The sequence below is a fragment of the Gordonia hankookensis genome (genome assembly GCF_014673215.1).
In the GTDB taxonomy this organism is placed as follows: Bacteria; Actinomycetota; Actinomycetes; order Mycobacteriales; family Mycobacteriaceae; genus Gordonia; species Gordonia hankookensis.
Genome location: NZ_JACWMS010000002.1, coordinates 1054383 through 1069389 on the forward strand (window position 1 = coordinate 1054383; position 15007 = coordinate 1069389).

At 67.5% G+C, this 15007-nt stretch carries 16 protein-coding genes; 5 read left to right on the top strand and 11 right to left on the bottom strand.

Features of this window, described 5'->3' with window-relative positions; all coding sequences use genetic code 11:
- Positions 1 to 22 precede the first annotated feature (22 nt).
- The 4 genes from IDF66_RS12140 to IDF66_RS12155 all read right to left on the bottom strand — a co-directional run bounded on the left by IDF66_RS12140 (position 23) and on the right by IDF66_RS12155 (position 3487).
- Positions 23 to 814 carry a glycerophosphodiester phosphodiesterase gene (locus IDF66_RS12140; protein ID WP_164309986.1) on the bottom strand — a complete coding sequence of 264 codons (792 nt, stop codon included), beginning with the start codon at positions 812 to 814 and terminating at the stop codon, positions 23 to 25.
- Complete coding sequence (locus IDF66_RS12145; protein ID WP_317628668.1) at positions 811 to 1767, bottom strand: DUF4328 domain-containing protein; 957 nt, start codon at positions 1765 to 1767, stop codon at positions 811 to 813. Before IDF66_RS12145 ends, IDF66_RS12140 begins: the two co-directional genes overlap by 4 nt.
- Positions 1768 to 1850: 83 nt before the next feature.
- Positions 1851 to 2186, bottom strand: coding sequence for a rhodanese-like domain-containing protein (locus tag IDF66_RS12150; RefSeq protein ID WP_190267469.1), 336 nt, complete (start codon positions 2184 to 2186; stop codon positions 1851 to 1853).
- Positions 2187 to 2638: 452 nt separating this feature from the next.
- A complete protein-coding gene (locus tag IDF66_RS12155) occupies positions 2639 to 3487 on the bottom strand; it encodes a S49 family peptidase (RefSeq protein ID WP_190267020.1) in 849 nt (282 codons plus the stop codon).
- Between the two features lie 71 nt (positions 3488 to 3558).
- On the opposite strand from IDF66_RS12155, the gene IDF66_RS12160 reads away from it, so the two are divergent.
- Positions 3559 to 4311, top strand: a complete 753-nt coding sequence (locus IDF66_RS12160) for a VOC family protein (protein ID WP_164309989.1) — start codon at positions 3559 to 3561, stop codon at positions 4309 to 4311.
- 1 nt (position 4312) lies between these two features.
- On the opposite strand, the gene IDF66_RS12165 is transcribed toward IDF66_RS12160, so the two are convergent.
- Both IDF66_RS12165 and msrA read right to left on the bottom strand, forming a co-directional pair.
- Positions 4313 to 5383, bottom strand: coding sequence for a winged helix DNA-binding domain-containing protein (locus IDF66_RS12165; RefSeq protein ID WP_190267021.1), 1071 nt, complete (start codon positions 5381 to 5383; stop codon positions 4313 to 4315).
- Positions 5384 to 5386: 3 nt separating this feature from the next.
- The gene (msrA, locus tag IDF66_RS12170; RefSeq protein ID WP_190267022.1) at positions 5387 to 6091 is read right to left on the bottom strand and encodes a peptide-methionine (S)-S-oxide reductase MsrA; all 705 of its coding nucleotides are present in this window, start codon (positions 6089 to 6091) and stop codon (positions 5387 to 5389) included.
- Positions 6092 to 6592: 501 nt separating this feature from the next.
- On the opposite strand from msrA, the gene IDF66_RS12175 reads away from it, so the two are divergent.
- Complete coding sequence (locus IDF66_RS12175) at positions 6593 to 7222, top strand: superoxide dismutase (protein WP_164309992.1); 630 nt, start codon at positions 6593 to 6595, stop codon at positions 7220 to 7222.
- 91 nt (positions 7223 to 7313) lie between these two features.
- On the opposite strand, the gene IDF66_RS12180 is transcribed toward IDF66_RS12175, so the two are convergent.
- Positions 7314 to 8063, bottom strand: coding sequence for an energy-coupling factor transporter transmembrane component T family protein (locus IDF66_RS12180; protein WP_164309993.1), 750 nt, complete (start codon positions 8061 to 8063; stop codon positions 7314 to 7316).
- Positions 8060 to 10114 (bottom strand): ABC transporter ATP-binding protein, encoded by a 2055-nt coding sequence (locus IDF66_RS12185; protein WP_190267470.1) that lies wholly within the window; start codon positions 10112 to 10114, stop codon positions 8060 to 8062. The genes IDF66_RS12180 and IDF66_RS12185 overlap by 4 nt, the downstream gene beginning before the upstream one ends.
- A gap of 262 nt (positions 10115 to 10376) precedes the next feature.
- Between IDF66_RS12185 and IDF66_RS12190 the strand changes: the two genes are divergently transcribed.
- The 3 genes from IDF66_RS12190 (at position 10377) to IDF66_RS12200 (ending at position 12615) form a co-directional block, all read left to right on the top strand.
- Positions 10377 to 10901, top strand: coding sequence for a peptidase (locus tag IDF66_RS12190; protein WP_164309994.1), 525 nt, complete (start codon positions 10377 to 10379; stop codon positions 10899 to 10901).
- A 114-nt stretch (positions 10902 to 11015) separates the two neighbouring features.
- Positions 11016 to 11753, top strand: a complete 738-nt coding sequence (locus tag IDF66_RS12195) for a TMEM165/GDT1 family protein (RefSeq protein WP_190267023.1) — start codon at positions 11016 to 11018, stop codon at positions 11751 to 11753.
- 100 nt (positions 11754 to 11853) lie between these two features.
- Positions 11854 to 12615, top strand: a complete 762-nt coding sequence (locus IDF66_RS12200; protein ID WP_190267024.1) for an SDR family NAD(P)-dependent oxidoreductase — start codon at positions 11854 to 11856, stop codon at positions 12613 to 12615.
- Positions 12616 to 12692: 77 nt separating this feature from the next.
- On the opposite strand, the gene IDF66_RS12205 is transcribed toward IDF66_RS12200, so the two are convergent.
- The 3 genes from IDF66_RS12205 to IDF66_RS12215 are packed head-to-tail and all read right to left on the bottom strand — an operon-like array spanning position 12693 to position 14856.
- Positions 12693 to 13787 carry an MAB_1171c family putative transporter gene (locus tag IDF66_RS12205; protein WP_190267025.1) on the bottom strand — a complete coding sequence of 365 codons (1095 nt, stop codon included), beginning with the start codon at positions 13785 to 13787 and terminating at the stop codon, positions 12693 to 12695.
- A 1-nt stretch (position 13788) separates the two neighbouring features.
- Positions 13789 to 14298, bottom strand: a complete 510-nt coding sequence (locus IDF66_RS12210) for a hypothetical protein (protein ID WP_164309998.1) — start codon at positions 14296 to 14298, stop codon at positions 13789 to 13791.
- Positions 14299 to 14328: 30 nt separating this feature from the next.
- Positions 14329 to 14856 (bottom strand): helix-turn-helix transcriptional regulator, encoded by a 528-nt coding sequence (locus IDF66_RS12215; RefSeq protein WP_164309999.1) that lies wholly within the window; start codon positions 14854 to 14856, stop codon positions 14329 to 14331.
- Positions 14857 to 15007 lie beyond the last annotated feature (151 nt).

A 15007-nucleotide genomic window follows, 5' to 3' on the forward strand; every position in this document is an offset into this window, starting at 1 on the left:
GCCGTACCTGTCCAGGAGCCGCTCAGTCGACGGTGACCAGCCAGTCACGGACTTTCGCCGGGCGATTCGTCGCGAGCCATCGAACGCCGAGATCCGCGCAGAGTTGGACGTCGACCTGCTCGTCGACCGTCCAGCAGTAGGTGACCCGACCGGCAGCGGCGGCCCTGTCCACCAGATCCGGGTTCAGCCGCAGGGTTTCCACCGACGGCCCGATGCCGGTGGCGCCCACCGCCGTCGCGGCACTGCCGCCGAGCAGGCGGGCGGTGTCGCCGAGCAGGATCGTCGGCAGCATCGGAGCGTGCCGGCGAATCCGCCACACTCCTGCCGACGAGAACGAGATGACCACCGCGCGACTGTGATCCGCCGACGGGGGCGTCCCGACACCGAACTCGTGGAGCAGTGCCAGCAGCTTCTGTTCCACCAGGCTGCCGTAGCGCACCGGATGCTTGGTCTCGATGAACAGCCGCACGGGCCTGCGCCAATCCAGCGTCAGGGAGAGCAGCTCCCGCAGGGTCAGCACCGACGCCTTGTCGCCTGCCGGATGCCAACTGCCGAAGTCCAGATCGCGCAGCTCCGCCAACGACATCTCACTGACCACACCGGTTCCGTCGGAGGTCCGGTCGACAGTGCGGTCGTGGACGCAGACGAGTTCCTGGTCGCTGGTCAGCCGGACGTCGCATTCGAGGCCGTCGGCGCCCTGACTCAGGGCCAGCTCGTAGGCAGCGAGGGTGTGCTCGGGGAGAGCCTCCGACGCGCCACGGTGCGCCACCACGGCCGGCTTGCCGGATCGGGAGATGTGCTCCATACCCGTCATGCGACCGCCACCCAGCGTCGTGACGGTACGGGTTCGTCCTGCGGGGCACCGAAAATCGCCATCAGGCGAGTGCCGAGCCACCACGCGAACACCCCCGACACCGCCGAGCTGATGACCACCGCCGCAAGCCCGTTGGCGGACGTCTGGATCGAGCCCGAAGCCGTCGCGACGATGCGGGTGACCACCGCGATCGCGGCGAGCACGTTGACGAGCGCCCAGGCCACCCACAACTTGGTGAGCCGGCTCCGAGTGCGTTCGGCCTCGAGATCGTCGCGGATCCGTGCGACCTCGTGCAGGAGGACCGCAGCTCCCGCCACGTTGACGAGCGGTACGGCCGCGAGCAGCGCGATCTGCCACCGGGGTCGCGGGTCGCGCAGAGCGTGTCGTCGATAGGCGTCGTCGCGCAGGGTGATGATCCACCGGGTGAAGACCACGGTCGCGTAGACGAACACCCCGAACGCCACCAGCCCGGCGAAGATCACCAGGAAAGCCGATGCCCGGTCCGTCCATCCGGCGACCGGCACGGACCTGTTGACCACCAGCAGGACGTAGCGGAGCAGATGGACGATCGCGGCCAGTCCGAGGGCTCCGGCCAGGAGCCGTAGCGCGTGGAGGAGGGCGGCCGTCAGCGCCTCGAGCGGGTTGCGGTGGTCAGCGCCTGGCTCGACCGGGACGTCACGCAGGCCCCAACGCGGGACGTAGACGTATCGCGGGATCGGCCGCGGCCCCGGCGGGACCGCCAGGCGCCGGGCCGGGATGGCCTCCGGTGGTCGGCGGGCGACCCACCGGACATGCCTGGCCCGGTAGAGCCGACTGCTACGCGGTCCGCTCGAGGGCTGACCCGTGGCCGACGATGCCGTCGGCCGTACCGGGGTCTCGCGGGGGGACGCCGACGGGCCACGCCGCGTCTCCACCGCGCCACCCGGGTCACCGATCAGATCGCTGTCGACCACGCGCAGCGGTCCGCCACAGCGCGGGCAGCGTTCCCGCCCCGGACGATGCGGTGCCTGGATACGGCACCGCGGACACAGGTCGATCATTTCGACCCGGCACTCCCCGCCTCGACCGGCTTCTCGTTCTCGACCCACGCGAGCATGCCACCGCGGACACAGCTGCCCTCGTAGCCGAGTTGCGCGAGATACTGCAGGACGCGCATCGACCGTCCACTCGAATGGCACACCACCAGGAGGTCGGCGTCGAGGTCGATCTCGTCGATGCGGGCCGGCACATCTCCCAGTGGGATGTGCACCGCACCCCGGACGTGACCGGCAGCCCACTCATCGTCCTCGCGGACATCGAGCAGGACGCGGTCCACCTCATCGGTGAAATCGTCCGGCAGCTCCGTGACCGGCACCTGCCGGATGTCGCCCATGCTCACGAAACCATGGTGGCACAGCCGCACCGGGCGCGGCGCGCCCTGTGCACAACCGCCGCGGATGCGCTCGTCGAGTTGACACGGCTGCTGCGATCGAAACAGCACTATGCAGACCTACATATAACTATCCACATGCCGGTTTGCGCGACCGGCCCGGGATGTGCATCGACCACCATAAAGCTGTGGATGAGACTGTGGAAACTGTGGACAACCAGGCCACACGCTGCGGCTCCCTGTGACGGCTACCACATCTGTTGTGACAGGGATCACGGATCTGGTTGCGCAACGGTTGAGACTATTCGACAACGTGCAGACCCACGTCACAGTCAAAGGTTCTTCGCGATGACCCGATTTCCTGTGGATAACTTGGGGAAAGTTGGGGAGAACCGACGTGTCCCCGCTGCGCACGAACCGTTGTGCACCAGTGTGCGGTGGTCGTCGCGGCCGGGTCATCCCAGCCGCAGGCCGATCGCCCGATCGACGGCGACGACGGTTCCCGCGACGGCGCTCTCCATCAACCGGTCAACGCTGACCTGCCCACCCACCAGCCGGGCCAGAAGGGGTTTCGGTGCCTCGATCATGGTGATCTCGGCGTCCGGGTAGCGCTCGGCGATGACCGACCGCATCACGCCGATGCCGTCGACGAGCCCGACCTGCACGGCACGGCTGCCGACCCAGATGTCCCCACTGAACAATTCGTCGTCGGGAGCGCTGAGCCGCTTGCCGCGGCGCTGCCGGACCCACGCGATGAAGGCCTCGTGCAGTTGCGCCTGCAACGCCCTGAGCCACTCGACATCCTCGGGCCGCTCCGGAGAGAAGGTGTCCAGGCGGGCCTTGTTGTCACCGGTCGTGTACAGCCTGCGCTCGACACCGAAGCGCGTGAGCACATCGGAGAGTCCGAACCCCGACGACACCACCCCGATCGACCCGATCATCGAGGTGTGCGCAGCGAAGATCTCGTCGGCAGCGCACGCGATCCAGTAGCCGCCCGATGCCGCGACGTCCTCGCAGAAGGCGATGACCGGGACGCCCTTCTCCGCGGACAGCTGACGGATTCGTTCCGCGATGTACTCCGACTGGGCAGGTGAGCCACCCGGCGAATTGATGACGACCACGACGGCCTTCACGTGTTCGGTACCGAAGGCGCGCTTGAGGACCGACTCGACGTTGTCGGCGGTCAGCCCGGAACGACCGAGACCACCGATGCCGATCGGACCGTCGAGGCGGACCACGGCCACCCGGTCCGCGCGTGACCGCGCCACCCGTTTGGCCACCTTGTCCCACGGTCCACGACTCATGTGCCGAGTGTAGTGCCACGTCCGGCCGCCATCGGGCCCGCCGACGCCCGCCGCGACATTAGACTCGCGGCGTGGAGATCCGATGGCTCACCGCATTCCTGGACTTTCCTGCCGAGCAGTTCGGCGCCGAGGTCACGTTCTGGCGCGCGATCGCCGGCAGCACCGTGTCGCCGCCGCGCGGCGAACACCGCGAGTTCGCCTCGTTGGAACCGTTCAACGGGGATCCCCATCTCCGTGTCCAACGGGTCGACGCCGGACCCGGCGGGATCCATCTCGATCTCCACGTCGACGACCCGCGGTCGGCGACGGCGGAGGCGATCGCCCTGGGTGCCACCGTGGTTCGCGACCACGCCGAGCCTGCCCACATATCGGTGGCCTCGCCCGCAGGTTTTGTGTTCTGCCTGGTCGAATGGCAGGGCGAGTCCGTGCGCTCGCGGCCGATCCGATGGCCGGGCGACACGATCAGCATCATCGACCAGGTCTGCATCGACATCCCGGCCGAACTCCACGAGCGCGAGGTCGCGTTCTGGACACGATTCACCGGCATGCCGACCGAGCCGACCAGCCGTCCCGAATTGCTCCGCCTACGCCGCGATCACGCCCTGGCCGTCGGCATCCTGTTACAGCGCAACGGCCCAGACGACGAGGCCACGGTGGCCACCGGGCATCTCGACCTGGCCGCCACCGCGGTCGAAGACGAGGTGGCACGGCACGAGGACTGGGGCGCTCGCGTGGTCGAAGAGTTCCCGACCTGGACCGTGATGTCGGACCCCATGGGCAGGCGTTACTGCATCACGAGCCGCAATCCGCGCACCGGCGAGTGACTCAGCCGCGCGTGTCGCAGAACTGTTGCAGTCGTTGACGTTCGGCCTCGAGTTCGGCGCGGCCGCCCCGCGGCAGGTCGATCATCATGTCGGCGACCACGCGGCCGTCCTCCACCCGCCATGAACCGGCGAGACGTCCGTCGACCAGCACGAAACCCGGGTACCGGCCGTTCGCGGTGAGCAGGCTGCGATAACGGTCGTCGTCGGCGATCCGACGCCGATCTGCCTGTGCCACAATCACGTTGTCGTACGGGGCGAGGAACCGGACCGGTGCGGGGACGTCCGCGTCCACGATGTCGAGACCGTCGAGGTCGAACAGTTGCTCCCCGTCCGGGCCGGTGCGGATCACGAGTTCCCAATCCGCTTCCATCGCGTCGAGCAGCGGCCGCAACCGGGTACGGCCGCACCAGGTCTGGATGCCCTTCACCGTCGCGGGACCGAAACCCCGGAGATAGAGCCGGATGAGGTCCTTACGGGCCTCGTCGTCGACGACGGCCGGCTCACCGGGCCCGACCCAGTCGTCGAAGAGCTGGTAGGTGGGTGCCGCCGAGCCCCGCCAGAGTCCGCGGGGCGGCACCTGGACGAGCGGCAGACCACACCTCGCGACCGCGACCAACGTCGACGGGTCGTCGTCGGGGTGCCGTTGCGCCAGTTCACGACCCAGCGCGGCGCCGGACATCTCCCGACCCGCCAAGAGTGCGGCCGCCTCGGCGAGCACATCGGAGGCGGTGGTGCCGGAGAGGCGTCGCTCGTGGATCGCGACCTCGGTGTCGAGCAACGGTTGCGCGATCGGCCGTATCCATCGTGCGTCCTCGGCGTCGATCAGGAAGACGGTCGACCGGAGCAACGCCATCCGGACCACCTCCCGATCGGTCAGCAGACCGTCGAGTTCCGCCGGATCGAAATCGTCGATACGCGACCACAAACCGAAGAACGGCGCCGTGGGGTCCTGTGCCTGGAGGCCGACGCAACGGTCGAGCACCTCGATGGCATCCTCGTCGACACGTTCGAGCAGATGCTGACGCTGCAACAGCGTCCGGTTCCACTGCCCCGGACTGATCTCGTCGGTCACCGATCAGGCGGCCGGGTAGTGCAGCCCCGTGGCCGCATGGCACCGATAACCGTGCGGATTCTTCGCGAGGTACTGCTGGTGGTAGTCCTCGGCGTAATAGAACCGGCCGGCGCCGGCCTCGGCGAGTGGCTTGATCTCCGTGGCGATCGGGCTCAGTCCCGCATCGGCCAGCACGGCGCCGAACTTCTCGGCAGTGGCCCGGGCGAGCCCGGCATCGGACTCCGACACCGTGTAGATCGCCGACCGGTACTGCGTCCCCACGTCGTTGCCCTGCCGCATCTCCTGTGTGGGATCGTGGCTCTCCCAGAAGATCCTCAGCACTCCCTCGAGATCGATGACCGACGGATCAAAAACCACCAGAACCGATTCGGTGTGTCCGGTGCGCGCGGTGCAGACCTCCTCGTAGGAGGGATTCGCCGTGTGGCCGCCCGCGTAGCCCACGGCTGTCGTGTAGACACCCGGCACCTGCCAGAAGATCTCCTCGATGCCCCAGAAGCACCCGCCCGCGAGGACCACGGCCGAGAGACCGTCGCCGAACTCACCGATCCCGTTACCGTCCGGGTCGGTCGCACCCTTCATCGGATGGTGCAGGAGGAGATGCTCGGGGGCGACCGGCACCGTGGCCTCGCGGCCCGGCAGCGCCTGATCGGCGGATACGAGCCGACGCTTGTGCGATTGCCCGGAAAGTAGCTGGTCAAGCCATGACATGCCCCGATCGTACGCCCGCACCGGACATCGTCGGGGTTGATGTATGCCCGACGGTCTGCCTATCATGACCGACTATTGGGCATGTGACCGCAGTCACTCCGGGTCACCCGTGCCGGTCCAGCCCCGCGGCAGTGCTGCCGCGACCAGCGACGACGAAGGGTTTCGATGGCAACGCACGCGAGCACGGACCTCCGTCGAGCGATGAACCCTCGCGCCGTGGCGCCGCGAGCGACCTACGACGTCCGGTCCGCGTGTTTCGGTACGGCCGTGAGCATCGCCGGACTGATCGCTCTGCTCGTCCTGCTGATCGTCATCTGACCAGCCGATTCGCCCCCGATCCCGACGACGAGAACTTCAACCGCACTTGAAGTGGATTCCGTCGCAATGTTTGCAATCCCCCATGCTGTGGGTAAGGGTGGAAGTACCCGCGTGACCGACGTCAGACGTCGCAGCTTTTCACGCGCGCAGTGAGAAACGCACAGCACCTCAGAGAGGAAAATCGTGGCTGAATACACCTTGCCGGATCTCCCGTACGACTACGCGGCACTCGAGCCGCACATCTCCGGCAGGATCATGGAGCTCCATCACGACAAGCACCATGCCACCTATGTGAAGGGCGCAAACGACACCCTCGAGAAGCTGGCCGCGGCCCGCGACGACGAGACCATCGCCGGCAAGGTCTACGGACTCTCGGCAACCCTGTCGTTCCACCTCGGTGGCCACACCAACCACTCGATCTTCTGGAAGAACCTGTCCCCCAACGGTGGCGACAAGCCCGAAGGTGATCTCGCCGCAGCCATCGACGATCAGTTCGGCAGCTTCGACAAGTTCAAGGCGCATTTCACCGCGGCCGCCACCACCCTGCAGGGCAGCGGCTGGGCCATCCTCGGCTACGACACCATCGGCAAGAACCTGGTGATCCTGCAGCTGACTGATCAGAGCGGCAACATCCCCGCGGCGATCATCCCGGTCGTCATGCTCGACATGTGGGAGCACGCCTTCTACCTCGACTACCAGAACGTCAAGCCGGATTACGTGAAGGCGTGGTGGAACGTGGTCAACTGGGCCGACGCGGCCGAGCGCTTCGCGACGGCGAGCAAGCAGGGCGCGGGGCTCATCGTTCCCGCCTGATCGCCACAGATCGATCGACCTCGACGGCGGTCACCCACGACGGGTGACCGCCGTCGTCGTCCGCCGATCGAGCACGGCGCGGCGAGTCGGTTCAGAGCAGGATCGTCGCGACTATCACACCGGCACAGGCGATTCCGACGACGACGAGCACCACGGCATCACGGCGTCCCGGACGCGACGGGTACGCGGTCAGACGGCCGGTGCCGCCGCGGGCGGTGATCGCCTCCGCCATCTCCGCACTGCGCCGCAGGGCACTCGACATCGCCGCCGTGATCATGTCCACCACACCCATCTCCGCGGCCGGATGACCACTGCGCGCCGGAGCGGACGGGCGGAGCCGGTGAGCGGCACGCAGCATCCGCAACTCGTCGATCAGCAGCGGCAGGCCGCGCAGGCACAGTGCGATCGCGACGGCCCACTCGTCGACGGGGAGGCGCAGAATCCGCAGGGGGCGCATCAATGTCGCGATCGCAGGTGCCACCTCGGCCATCGGCGTCGTCCAGATCACCAGGATGGAACTCGCGACCAGCACCAGCCCCAACGTCACGGCCCGCAGATAGACCACCAGTGCGGACGGCCCGAACGTCAGGTTGAGCGCGCCGCCCGCGATGATCAGCCCCCAGAACCACCAGGGCGGACGGGGAATCGCGCCGAGCGGGATACCCGCGGTGATCGCCGTCAGGAGCACCACCACGGCAACCAACCCGAGCGCAGGCCACGACGGCAGCACCCAGGTCATCACGCCGAGGGCCATCACGACGATCAGCTTGGTACCCGCCCAGAGACGGTGGATCAGCGAATCGCCCGGCACCTGCCGGAGCGGGACTGTCTGTACGCTCATTCGGCCACCTCCGGTGATGCGGACTGAAAGTTCGGCGCCCCGAGCGTCTTCGACGGTTCGGTCACGTCGGCAAGCGTGCCGTCGGTGAGCTGCACCCGGCGGTTCACCACCGCGTCGAGGTCGGTCAGATCGTGCGAGATGATCACGATGGTCAGCCCGTCGGCCCGCAGCCGCGCGAGCATCGCGACGATCTCGGTACGTGCATAGGGATCCACCCCGGCGAGCGGTTCGTCGAGGATGAGGACCTTCGGTCGCCGCGCGACGAGTCCGGCGAGCACCACGCGGCGCATCTGGCCACCGCTGAGCGAATCGATCCGCCGGGCCGCCATCTCGCGGGGCAGTCCGACCGACTCGAGGACGCGGGCCACCTCTGCGGTCCCGACCTCGATACCGCCCGCGGCCATGATCTCGTCGCCGACGGTCTGCTTCTGCAGCTGCAGGCGGGCATGCTGGAAGGCCAGCGCGACGTCGCCGACCTGACCCGTCACCGGCTTCCCGCGCAGATCGGCGGTGCCGGCCGTCGGACCGATGAGCCCGGCCATCACCCAGGCCAATGTCGTCTTGCCCGAACCGTTTCCACCGACCACCAACACGCCGTCGCCGCGGCACACGGTGAGCGACACGTCGTGTAGCGCCTTCACCTGCCACGGAGAGCCCCGCAGATAGGTGTGGCCGACGCGATCGAGCACCAGCAGCGGCTCGCCGGACGGACCGGGCGCGGCGTCGAGCCCGGTCAGGACCACCGGTTCCTCGACCGAACCGGGCCGTGGAACCCACTGCGGCGGATGATCGATGACCCGTCCGAGATGCAGGTGCACCACGCGGTCGGCGGCCGCGGCCTCGGCGCCGCGATGGGTGATGAGCACGACCGTCATCCCACGTCGCGACGGCAGGCCGGCGAGCAGTGCGAGGAGTTCGTCGCGGCCGGCGGGATCGACCATCGAGGTCACCTCATCGGCGATGAGCAGGGCCGGTTCTCGCGCGAGCGCCGCGGCGACGGCCAGACGCTGCTGCTGACCACCGGACAGATCCGACGTCTCGCGCGCACCCAGCCCGGCCAGTCCGACCTCGGCCAGCAGCGCCTCCACGTCCACGTCCACACCGGGTGGCAGCCCCCACACCACGTCGTCGGCGACGCGCGAACCGAGCATCTGGGTCTCCGGGCGCTGCAGCACCATCGCGGTACCCCCGTGCCGTCCGAGCCCGGCAGTACCCGGGCGGGAGACCGAACCGGACGTCGGTGCCCGGCCGGCCAGGATCTTCGCCAGCGTCGACTTCCCGGAACCGTTGGCGCCGACCACCGCGACGAACTCGCCCTGCGCCAGCGTCAGGTGCACGTCGTCGAGGACCTGTGGCATCTCCGGTCCGTATCGGAAGCCCACGCCCGACAACGAGAGCGGCAGTGGACCGACCGGTGCCTCGCCATTCGCGACATCGCCTGCGTCGAGGGTGTCCTCGCTCGGGACGTCGGCGAGTCGACCGACCACCCCACCGAGCAGCCACCACGCGACCGCGAGGGAGAGCGCAGTGCCCAGGGCACCCGACACCCACATCCAGATCCACCACTGGTCGACCATGCTGTTGCCGAGCGACTCGACGGTGTCGGCGAGCCCGGACAGCGCAGGGAACTTGTCGAGCACCTTCACCAGTCCACCGATGGTGTTGCCGAGCGCCTCGAGAGCCAGTTTCCGCAATGGCACCAGGATCAGCAGCACGAGCACCGAGAGACCGCCGATGATCGGCGATGCGATCAGGCTCGCCACCGTGATCGTCCCGAGGCCGCGGCCGCGGCGTTTCGTGTCGCCGACGATGCCGCCGACCAGGGCCGAGCCCAGGACGGTCGCGGCGGCGCCGGTCCCCGCCATCGCGAAGCTCACCCCGGTGGCCGCCACGGAGGCGGCGATCAGCGCCCGGGGACGGGTACGGGCGGCCACCAAAGCCAACGGAACCGGCGCCAGCAATCCGACCGCGGTCGCCAGGGGCACCACGGATGCGACCACGATCGCCGCGACGGTCAGTCCGCCGAAGATGGCGATCGAGGCCATCTCCATCGGACGCAGCGGGGCGGAATTTCTCACCCACCCAGTGTGCCTGCTCCCGCCGACGCTCCGGTGTCACGGCGGACACATCGGCCGTGGGCAGCGGTCCGAACCCGCCTCCCGGTCCGTCGGTGGGTTACCGCGTGTAAAAGAACCGTCACAACAGTCGTGTTCGAGTTGTCTGCGACGCACGGCTGGTGGATATTTCTTCCACAGGATCTCCGCTCTCGGGTCCGAGTCCGGAGTTCCGACCTGTGGACGAGGGAGACCAGCGATGACGACATCCATCCCGATCGGCCTCACGCCGTTTCACTTCGACGGAGCGCTCAACGGCATCCTGATCTCCGGCCGGTGGCCCGAATCCACACTCGAGTGGACGCAGACACTCGTCGCCTCCGTGCGCATCGCCTGTCGGCCGGGTTTTCTGCCGACGACCACCATCTTCGGGGTCGTCGAGGAACGGCCCGACGATGCGGAGGCCGATGCCGTCGGCATGATGGTCGCGGTCGGCAACGTGATCGACGACAGTTTCGTGGAGGCGGGCCGATTCCTCAGCAATCCGCCCGCCCTGGTCATGCTGCATCCCCCGTCGCAGACCCGGCCGTCGCTGCCCGAGTGCTCGGAGGTCGCGTCGGGATGCGTGTTGCTACCGGGGCTGCCCGAACTCGGACTCGAACACCGCGCCGGCTGGGCCGAGGCCGAGGCCGACGGGACGGTTGTCACACTGCGTAACCAGGTCGGCATAGATCCCAACTCAGACCCCGACACCGCGGTGCTCGCGATGCTGCTGGCGGCCTGACCTGCACCGGACGATTTAGGTTACCCAAACTTTTAGTTTTGTACTTCCTACCTGCGGAAATACGGCTCGGCAATCTGTTGCAATGCCAACTGAGGCCACACTAACGTTGCCGTCATGATTGCTGCCCTGTTGCTGAGCTTCGGCGTGATCTTCGTCGCCGAACTCGGCGACAAGTCGCAGCTGATGGCCATGACCTACGCCCTTCGCTACCGGTGGTGGGTCGTTCTGCTGGCGATCACGGTCGCCACCACTGCGGTGCACGCCGTGTCGGTGTTCTTCGGCCACTTCCTCGGGGTGTCGATCCCGTCGGACGTGATGTCGATCCTCGCCGGTGTCGCGATGCTGGTCTTCGGTCTCTGGACCCTGCGCGGCGACCACCTCGACGACGACGAGTCCACCAAGGCCGACCGGGTCGGGAAGTCGGTGTTCTTCGCTGTCATGTCGTCGTTCTTCCTCGCCGAGCTCGGCGACAAGACGATGCTCGCGACCATCACCCTGTCCACCAACCACGACTGGCTCGGTGTGTGGATCGGTTCGACGATCGGCATGGTCGCGGCCGATGCGCTCGCCATCGCGATCGGGGCCCTGCTCGGCAAGCACCTGCCAGAACGCACCATCGCCCGCGCCGCCGCCGTCCTGTTCTTCGGCTTCGCCGTATGGCTGCTGTGGGAGGGACTCGCCGACGCCGGCACGGTCACCGTGATCGCCACTCTCAGCGCCGTCGTGGTGCTGCTCGGCATCGGAGCGGTCTACCTCGTCCATCTGCGCCGATCCGCGCCCGGCGGCCCGTCCGGCCAGGATGATGTCGCGTCCGCGAACGATATCGAGGAGCCCCGAACCACCGTTCGGTGATTCTCGGGGGCTGTGGCCCCTCCCCACCACGGCCGTTCTAGTGTGATCGGTGACACCCGACCGGCCCTCGGGCGGCCGGTGCATTCCGAAAGGATCACTCATGGACGTAACCGGATCGTCTGTACTGGTCACCGGAGCGGCATCAGGGCTCGGCGCGGCGACGGCCGCACGCTTCGCCGGCGCGGGTGCGCAGGTCTTCGGACTCGATCTCCAACCCGCCATCGACAAGGCCGAGGCAGTGGGTGGAGTGACCCTGCTGGCGGCCGACGTCACCAGCGAGATCGACGTACGGGCTGCGATCGACACCATCGCCGATACGGCTCCTCCGCTACGCGTGGCGGTCAACTGTGCAGGAGTCGGCTGGGCCGCGCGCATCCTCGGCAAGGACGGACCGCACGATCTGAGCCTCTTCCAGAAGATCATCAACATCAATCTGGTCGGCACGTTCAACGTCATGCGTCTGGCCGCCGAACAGATGGCCACCGGGGCGACCGTCGACCACGACGGTCAGCGCGGCGTCATCATCAACACCGCATCCGTGGCAGCGTTCGAGGGGCAGATCGGCCAGATCGCCTACGCCGCGTCCAAGGGTGGCGTGCACGCGATGACCATCTCGGCGGCTCGCGACCTCGCCCGGGCCGGGATTCGCGTGTGCACCATCGCACCCGGCACCATCAAGACCCCGATGCTGGCGGGTGTCACACCCGAGTTCCAGCAGACTTTGGCCGGGGCCATCCCGTTCCCGCAGCGACTCGGTGAACCCGATGAATATGCACAGCTCGCCCAGGTGATCGTCGAGCACAACTACCTCAACGGCGAGACGATCCGGATGGATGGCGCCATCCGGATGGCACCGCGCTGATCGTCACCGCGCTGATCGTCGCGGCCCGGCCCTGATCGTCGCGGGCCGGCCCTGATCGTCGCGGCCCGGCCCGATCGTTACGCCGACTGCGCGGCGACCGCCCTCGACAACCGCAGGAGTGGTTCGGCATCGGCATCGATGTCGGGCCCGCCGGGCACGATCTCGCGCACGGCGCCCCGGGGCTGTCCGACGATCGTGTACTCCTCCACCGCCGCCCAGAGCATGTCCACCCGGGCGTCGTCGTCGACGACATCGAAATCCTCGGTGAGAAATGGGCTCAGCTGGGTGAGCGCATCGCGCGTCTCCACCACGCGACGATGGAACACCATCGACGGCGACGGCGAGCCGGACGTCGGCAGGACCACTTCGGGTACCGGCCCGGTCACCATCTCCCACAGCGGGATCAGGTCATCGGCGGCGCGGCGATGGCGACGACCCACGGTGATCGAACGCCAGCGCGACCGGAGCATCGGAAAGCTGATGCCGATCAGGAAGGCGACGACGCCGACGATCGAGCACACGCGACTGACACCCAACAGCCACGGCAGCGCGACCACATCGCCGGCCGAGCCGATGACGAAGGCGATCTGGAGCACGGTACTGGCGGTCAGGAAGACGAGGCCGACGAGCAAGAGGCCCAACGAGATCCGCAGATACCCCTCCGCCAGCACGATGACCCGGCCGACGCTGCGCACGCAGGCGACGAACCCGTACGTGAGGTAACCGCTGGCGATCAGCATGAACAGGGCGAACGCGACGTTGCGGACCGTCCACTCGGAGATCTGCTCGGTGCGGAGGTCGGTGGGGATGACGAGCATCGTCACCTGCAGACCGACGAGCGCCACCACCAACGGGATGGCCTCGATGCCTGCCCGACGCTCCCGGGTGGTCGACCGACCAGGGTAGAAGAAGACGACGATCAGTGCGGCCACGCCGATGGCGAGCAACGCGTAGAACAGGACACGGTCGGCGCCGGTGAACGTCAGCGTGTCGATCGCATCCGTGACGTCGTCACCGGAGATCACGAAGGCCAGGGTCAAGGTCGCGATGGCCACGGTCATGGCGACGGCCTGCAGGCCACCACCCTCACGTCGGATCTGTTCGAGCCGCCAGCACAGTGCGGCCGCGAACACCACTACGGCCATCGCGTTGACCACGCCGACGACGATCACCCTACAGCCAGCCCTTGTGCCCGCCGAGGACCCGCTGGATGCCGCGCAGATGGGTGTCGTCCGGTGTCGATCCGACGGTCAGACGCGCCTCGCCTGCCCAATTGAGGATCATCGACGCCAGCATCTCGGCTTCCCATTCACGCTCGTCCGAGTAGCACGTGCGGCTCAGTGCCGCGTCCGACTGCTCGTCGGAGGGGGCGGTCAAGGCTGACGCCGCGACTGCGCCCAGCATCTGATGTCCGGCGATCAGATGGCCGAACTCATGTACGACGATCTGATCCTGGTGCAGCTCGGACGTATTCGCCTGGTAGAAAAAGTAGTCCGCGTCATCGGCGGCCAGCCAGATCCCATTCGGCACCCCGGCAGGGAGGGGGTGGGCGATCAGCCGGATGGCACGTCCCCGCTGCGCGCCGTAGCGATCGCAGAGCTGGGTGACGTCGAGCGGGAGGTCGAGATCGAGACCCTTGAGCGTGTCACGGCACAACGCACGTAGCGCACGCTGACTTCGCATGGATCAGTGGACCTCGTGGAACAAGGGTGTTCAGTCCACCGCTCGCGCGCCCACGACGCGCAGACGCGCTTCCTCCGTCGTGGCATCGGAGATCCCCGCAGCGAGGATGTCCGGTGGGTCCTTGGGCAGACCCTGCTGCTCACGCAAGACCTTGATGAGCTCGTTGACGACCGTGACCGAGTCGCTCGACAGGCCGGCCAGACGGAATGCCGCCAGCTGGACGTTGGTGTCGGCCTGCAGACGCATGAGGTCGATCTCGTCGCGCGTGCGCTGGGCGGCCCGATCCTCCAGGAAGTAGTGGACATCCACGCCGAACGCGGCGGCAATGCCCTCGACAGTCCGGAACGACGGCGACTTGGCCTTACCGGAGCGCAATTGGCTCAAGTAGGACTCGCCGAGGCGGAATCCTCTCTCCGACGACCGCGCCGCGATCGCTTTCGCACTGTATGCACGCCCGTTCGGCCCCGGAACCGTACGGAACAGTTCTTCGAGACGGCGTGCGAACAATCCTGGGTCCAGCGCTTCTCGTGGTGCGGAGCCGATCCCCTCGACGTTCATTCGACGGTCGCCCCCTATTGACACATCCGCAGTTCGTGAAGTCATTCTTCTCCCCGGCAAATCCAAAGCTTGAACTTGCAAACATTTAAGACCGGTGTGCATCGTGGATGCAACGCCCGTTACGATTTGAACGTACCTGAACGCATCCACC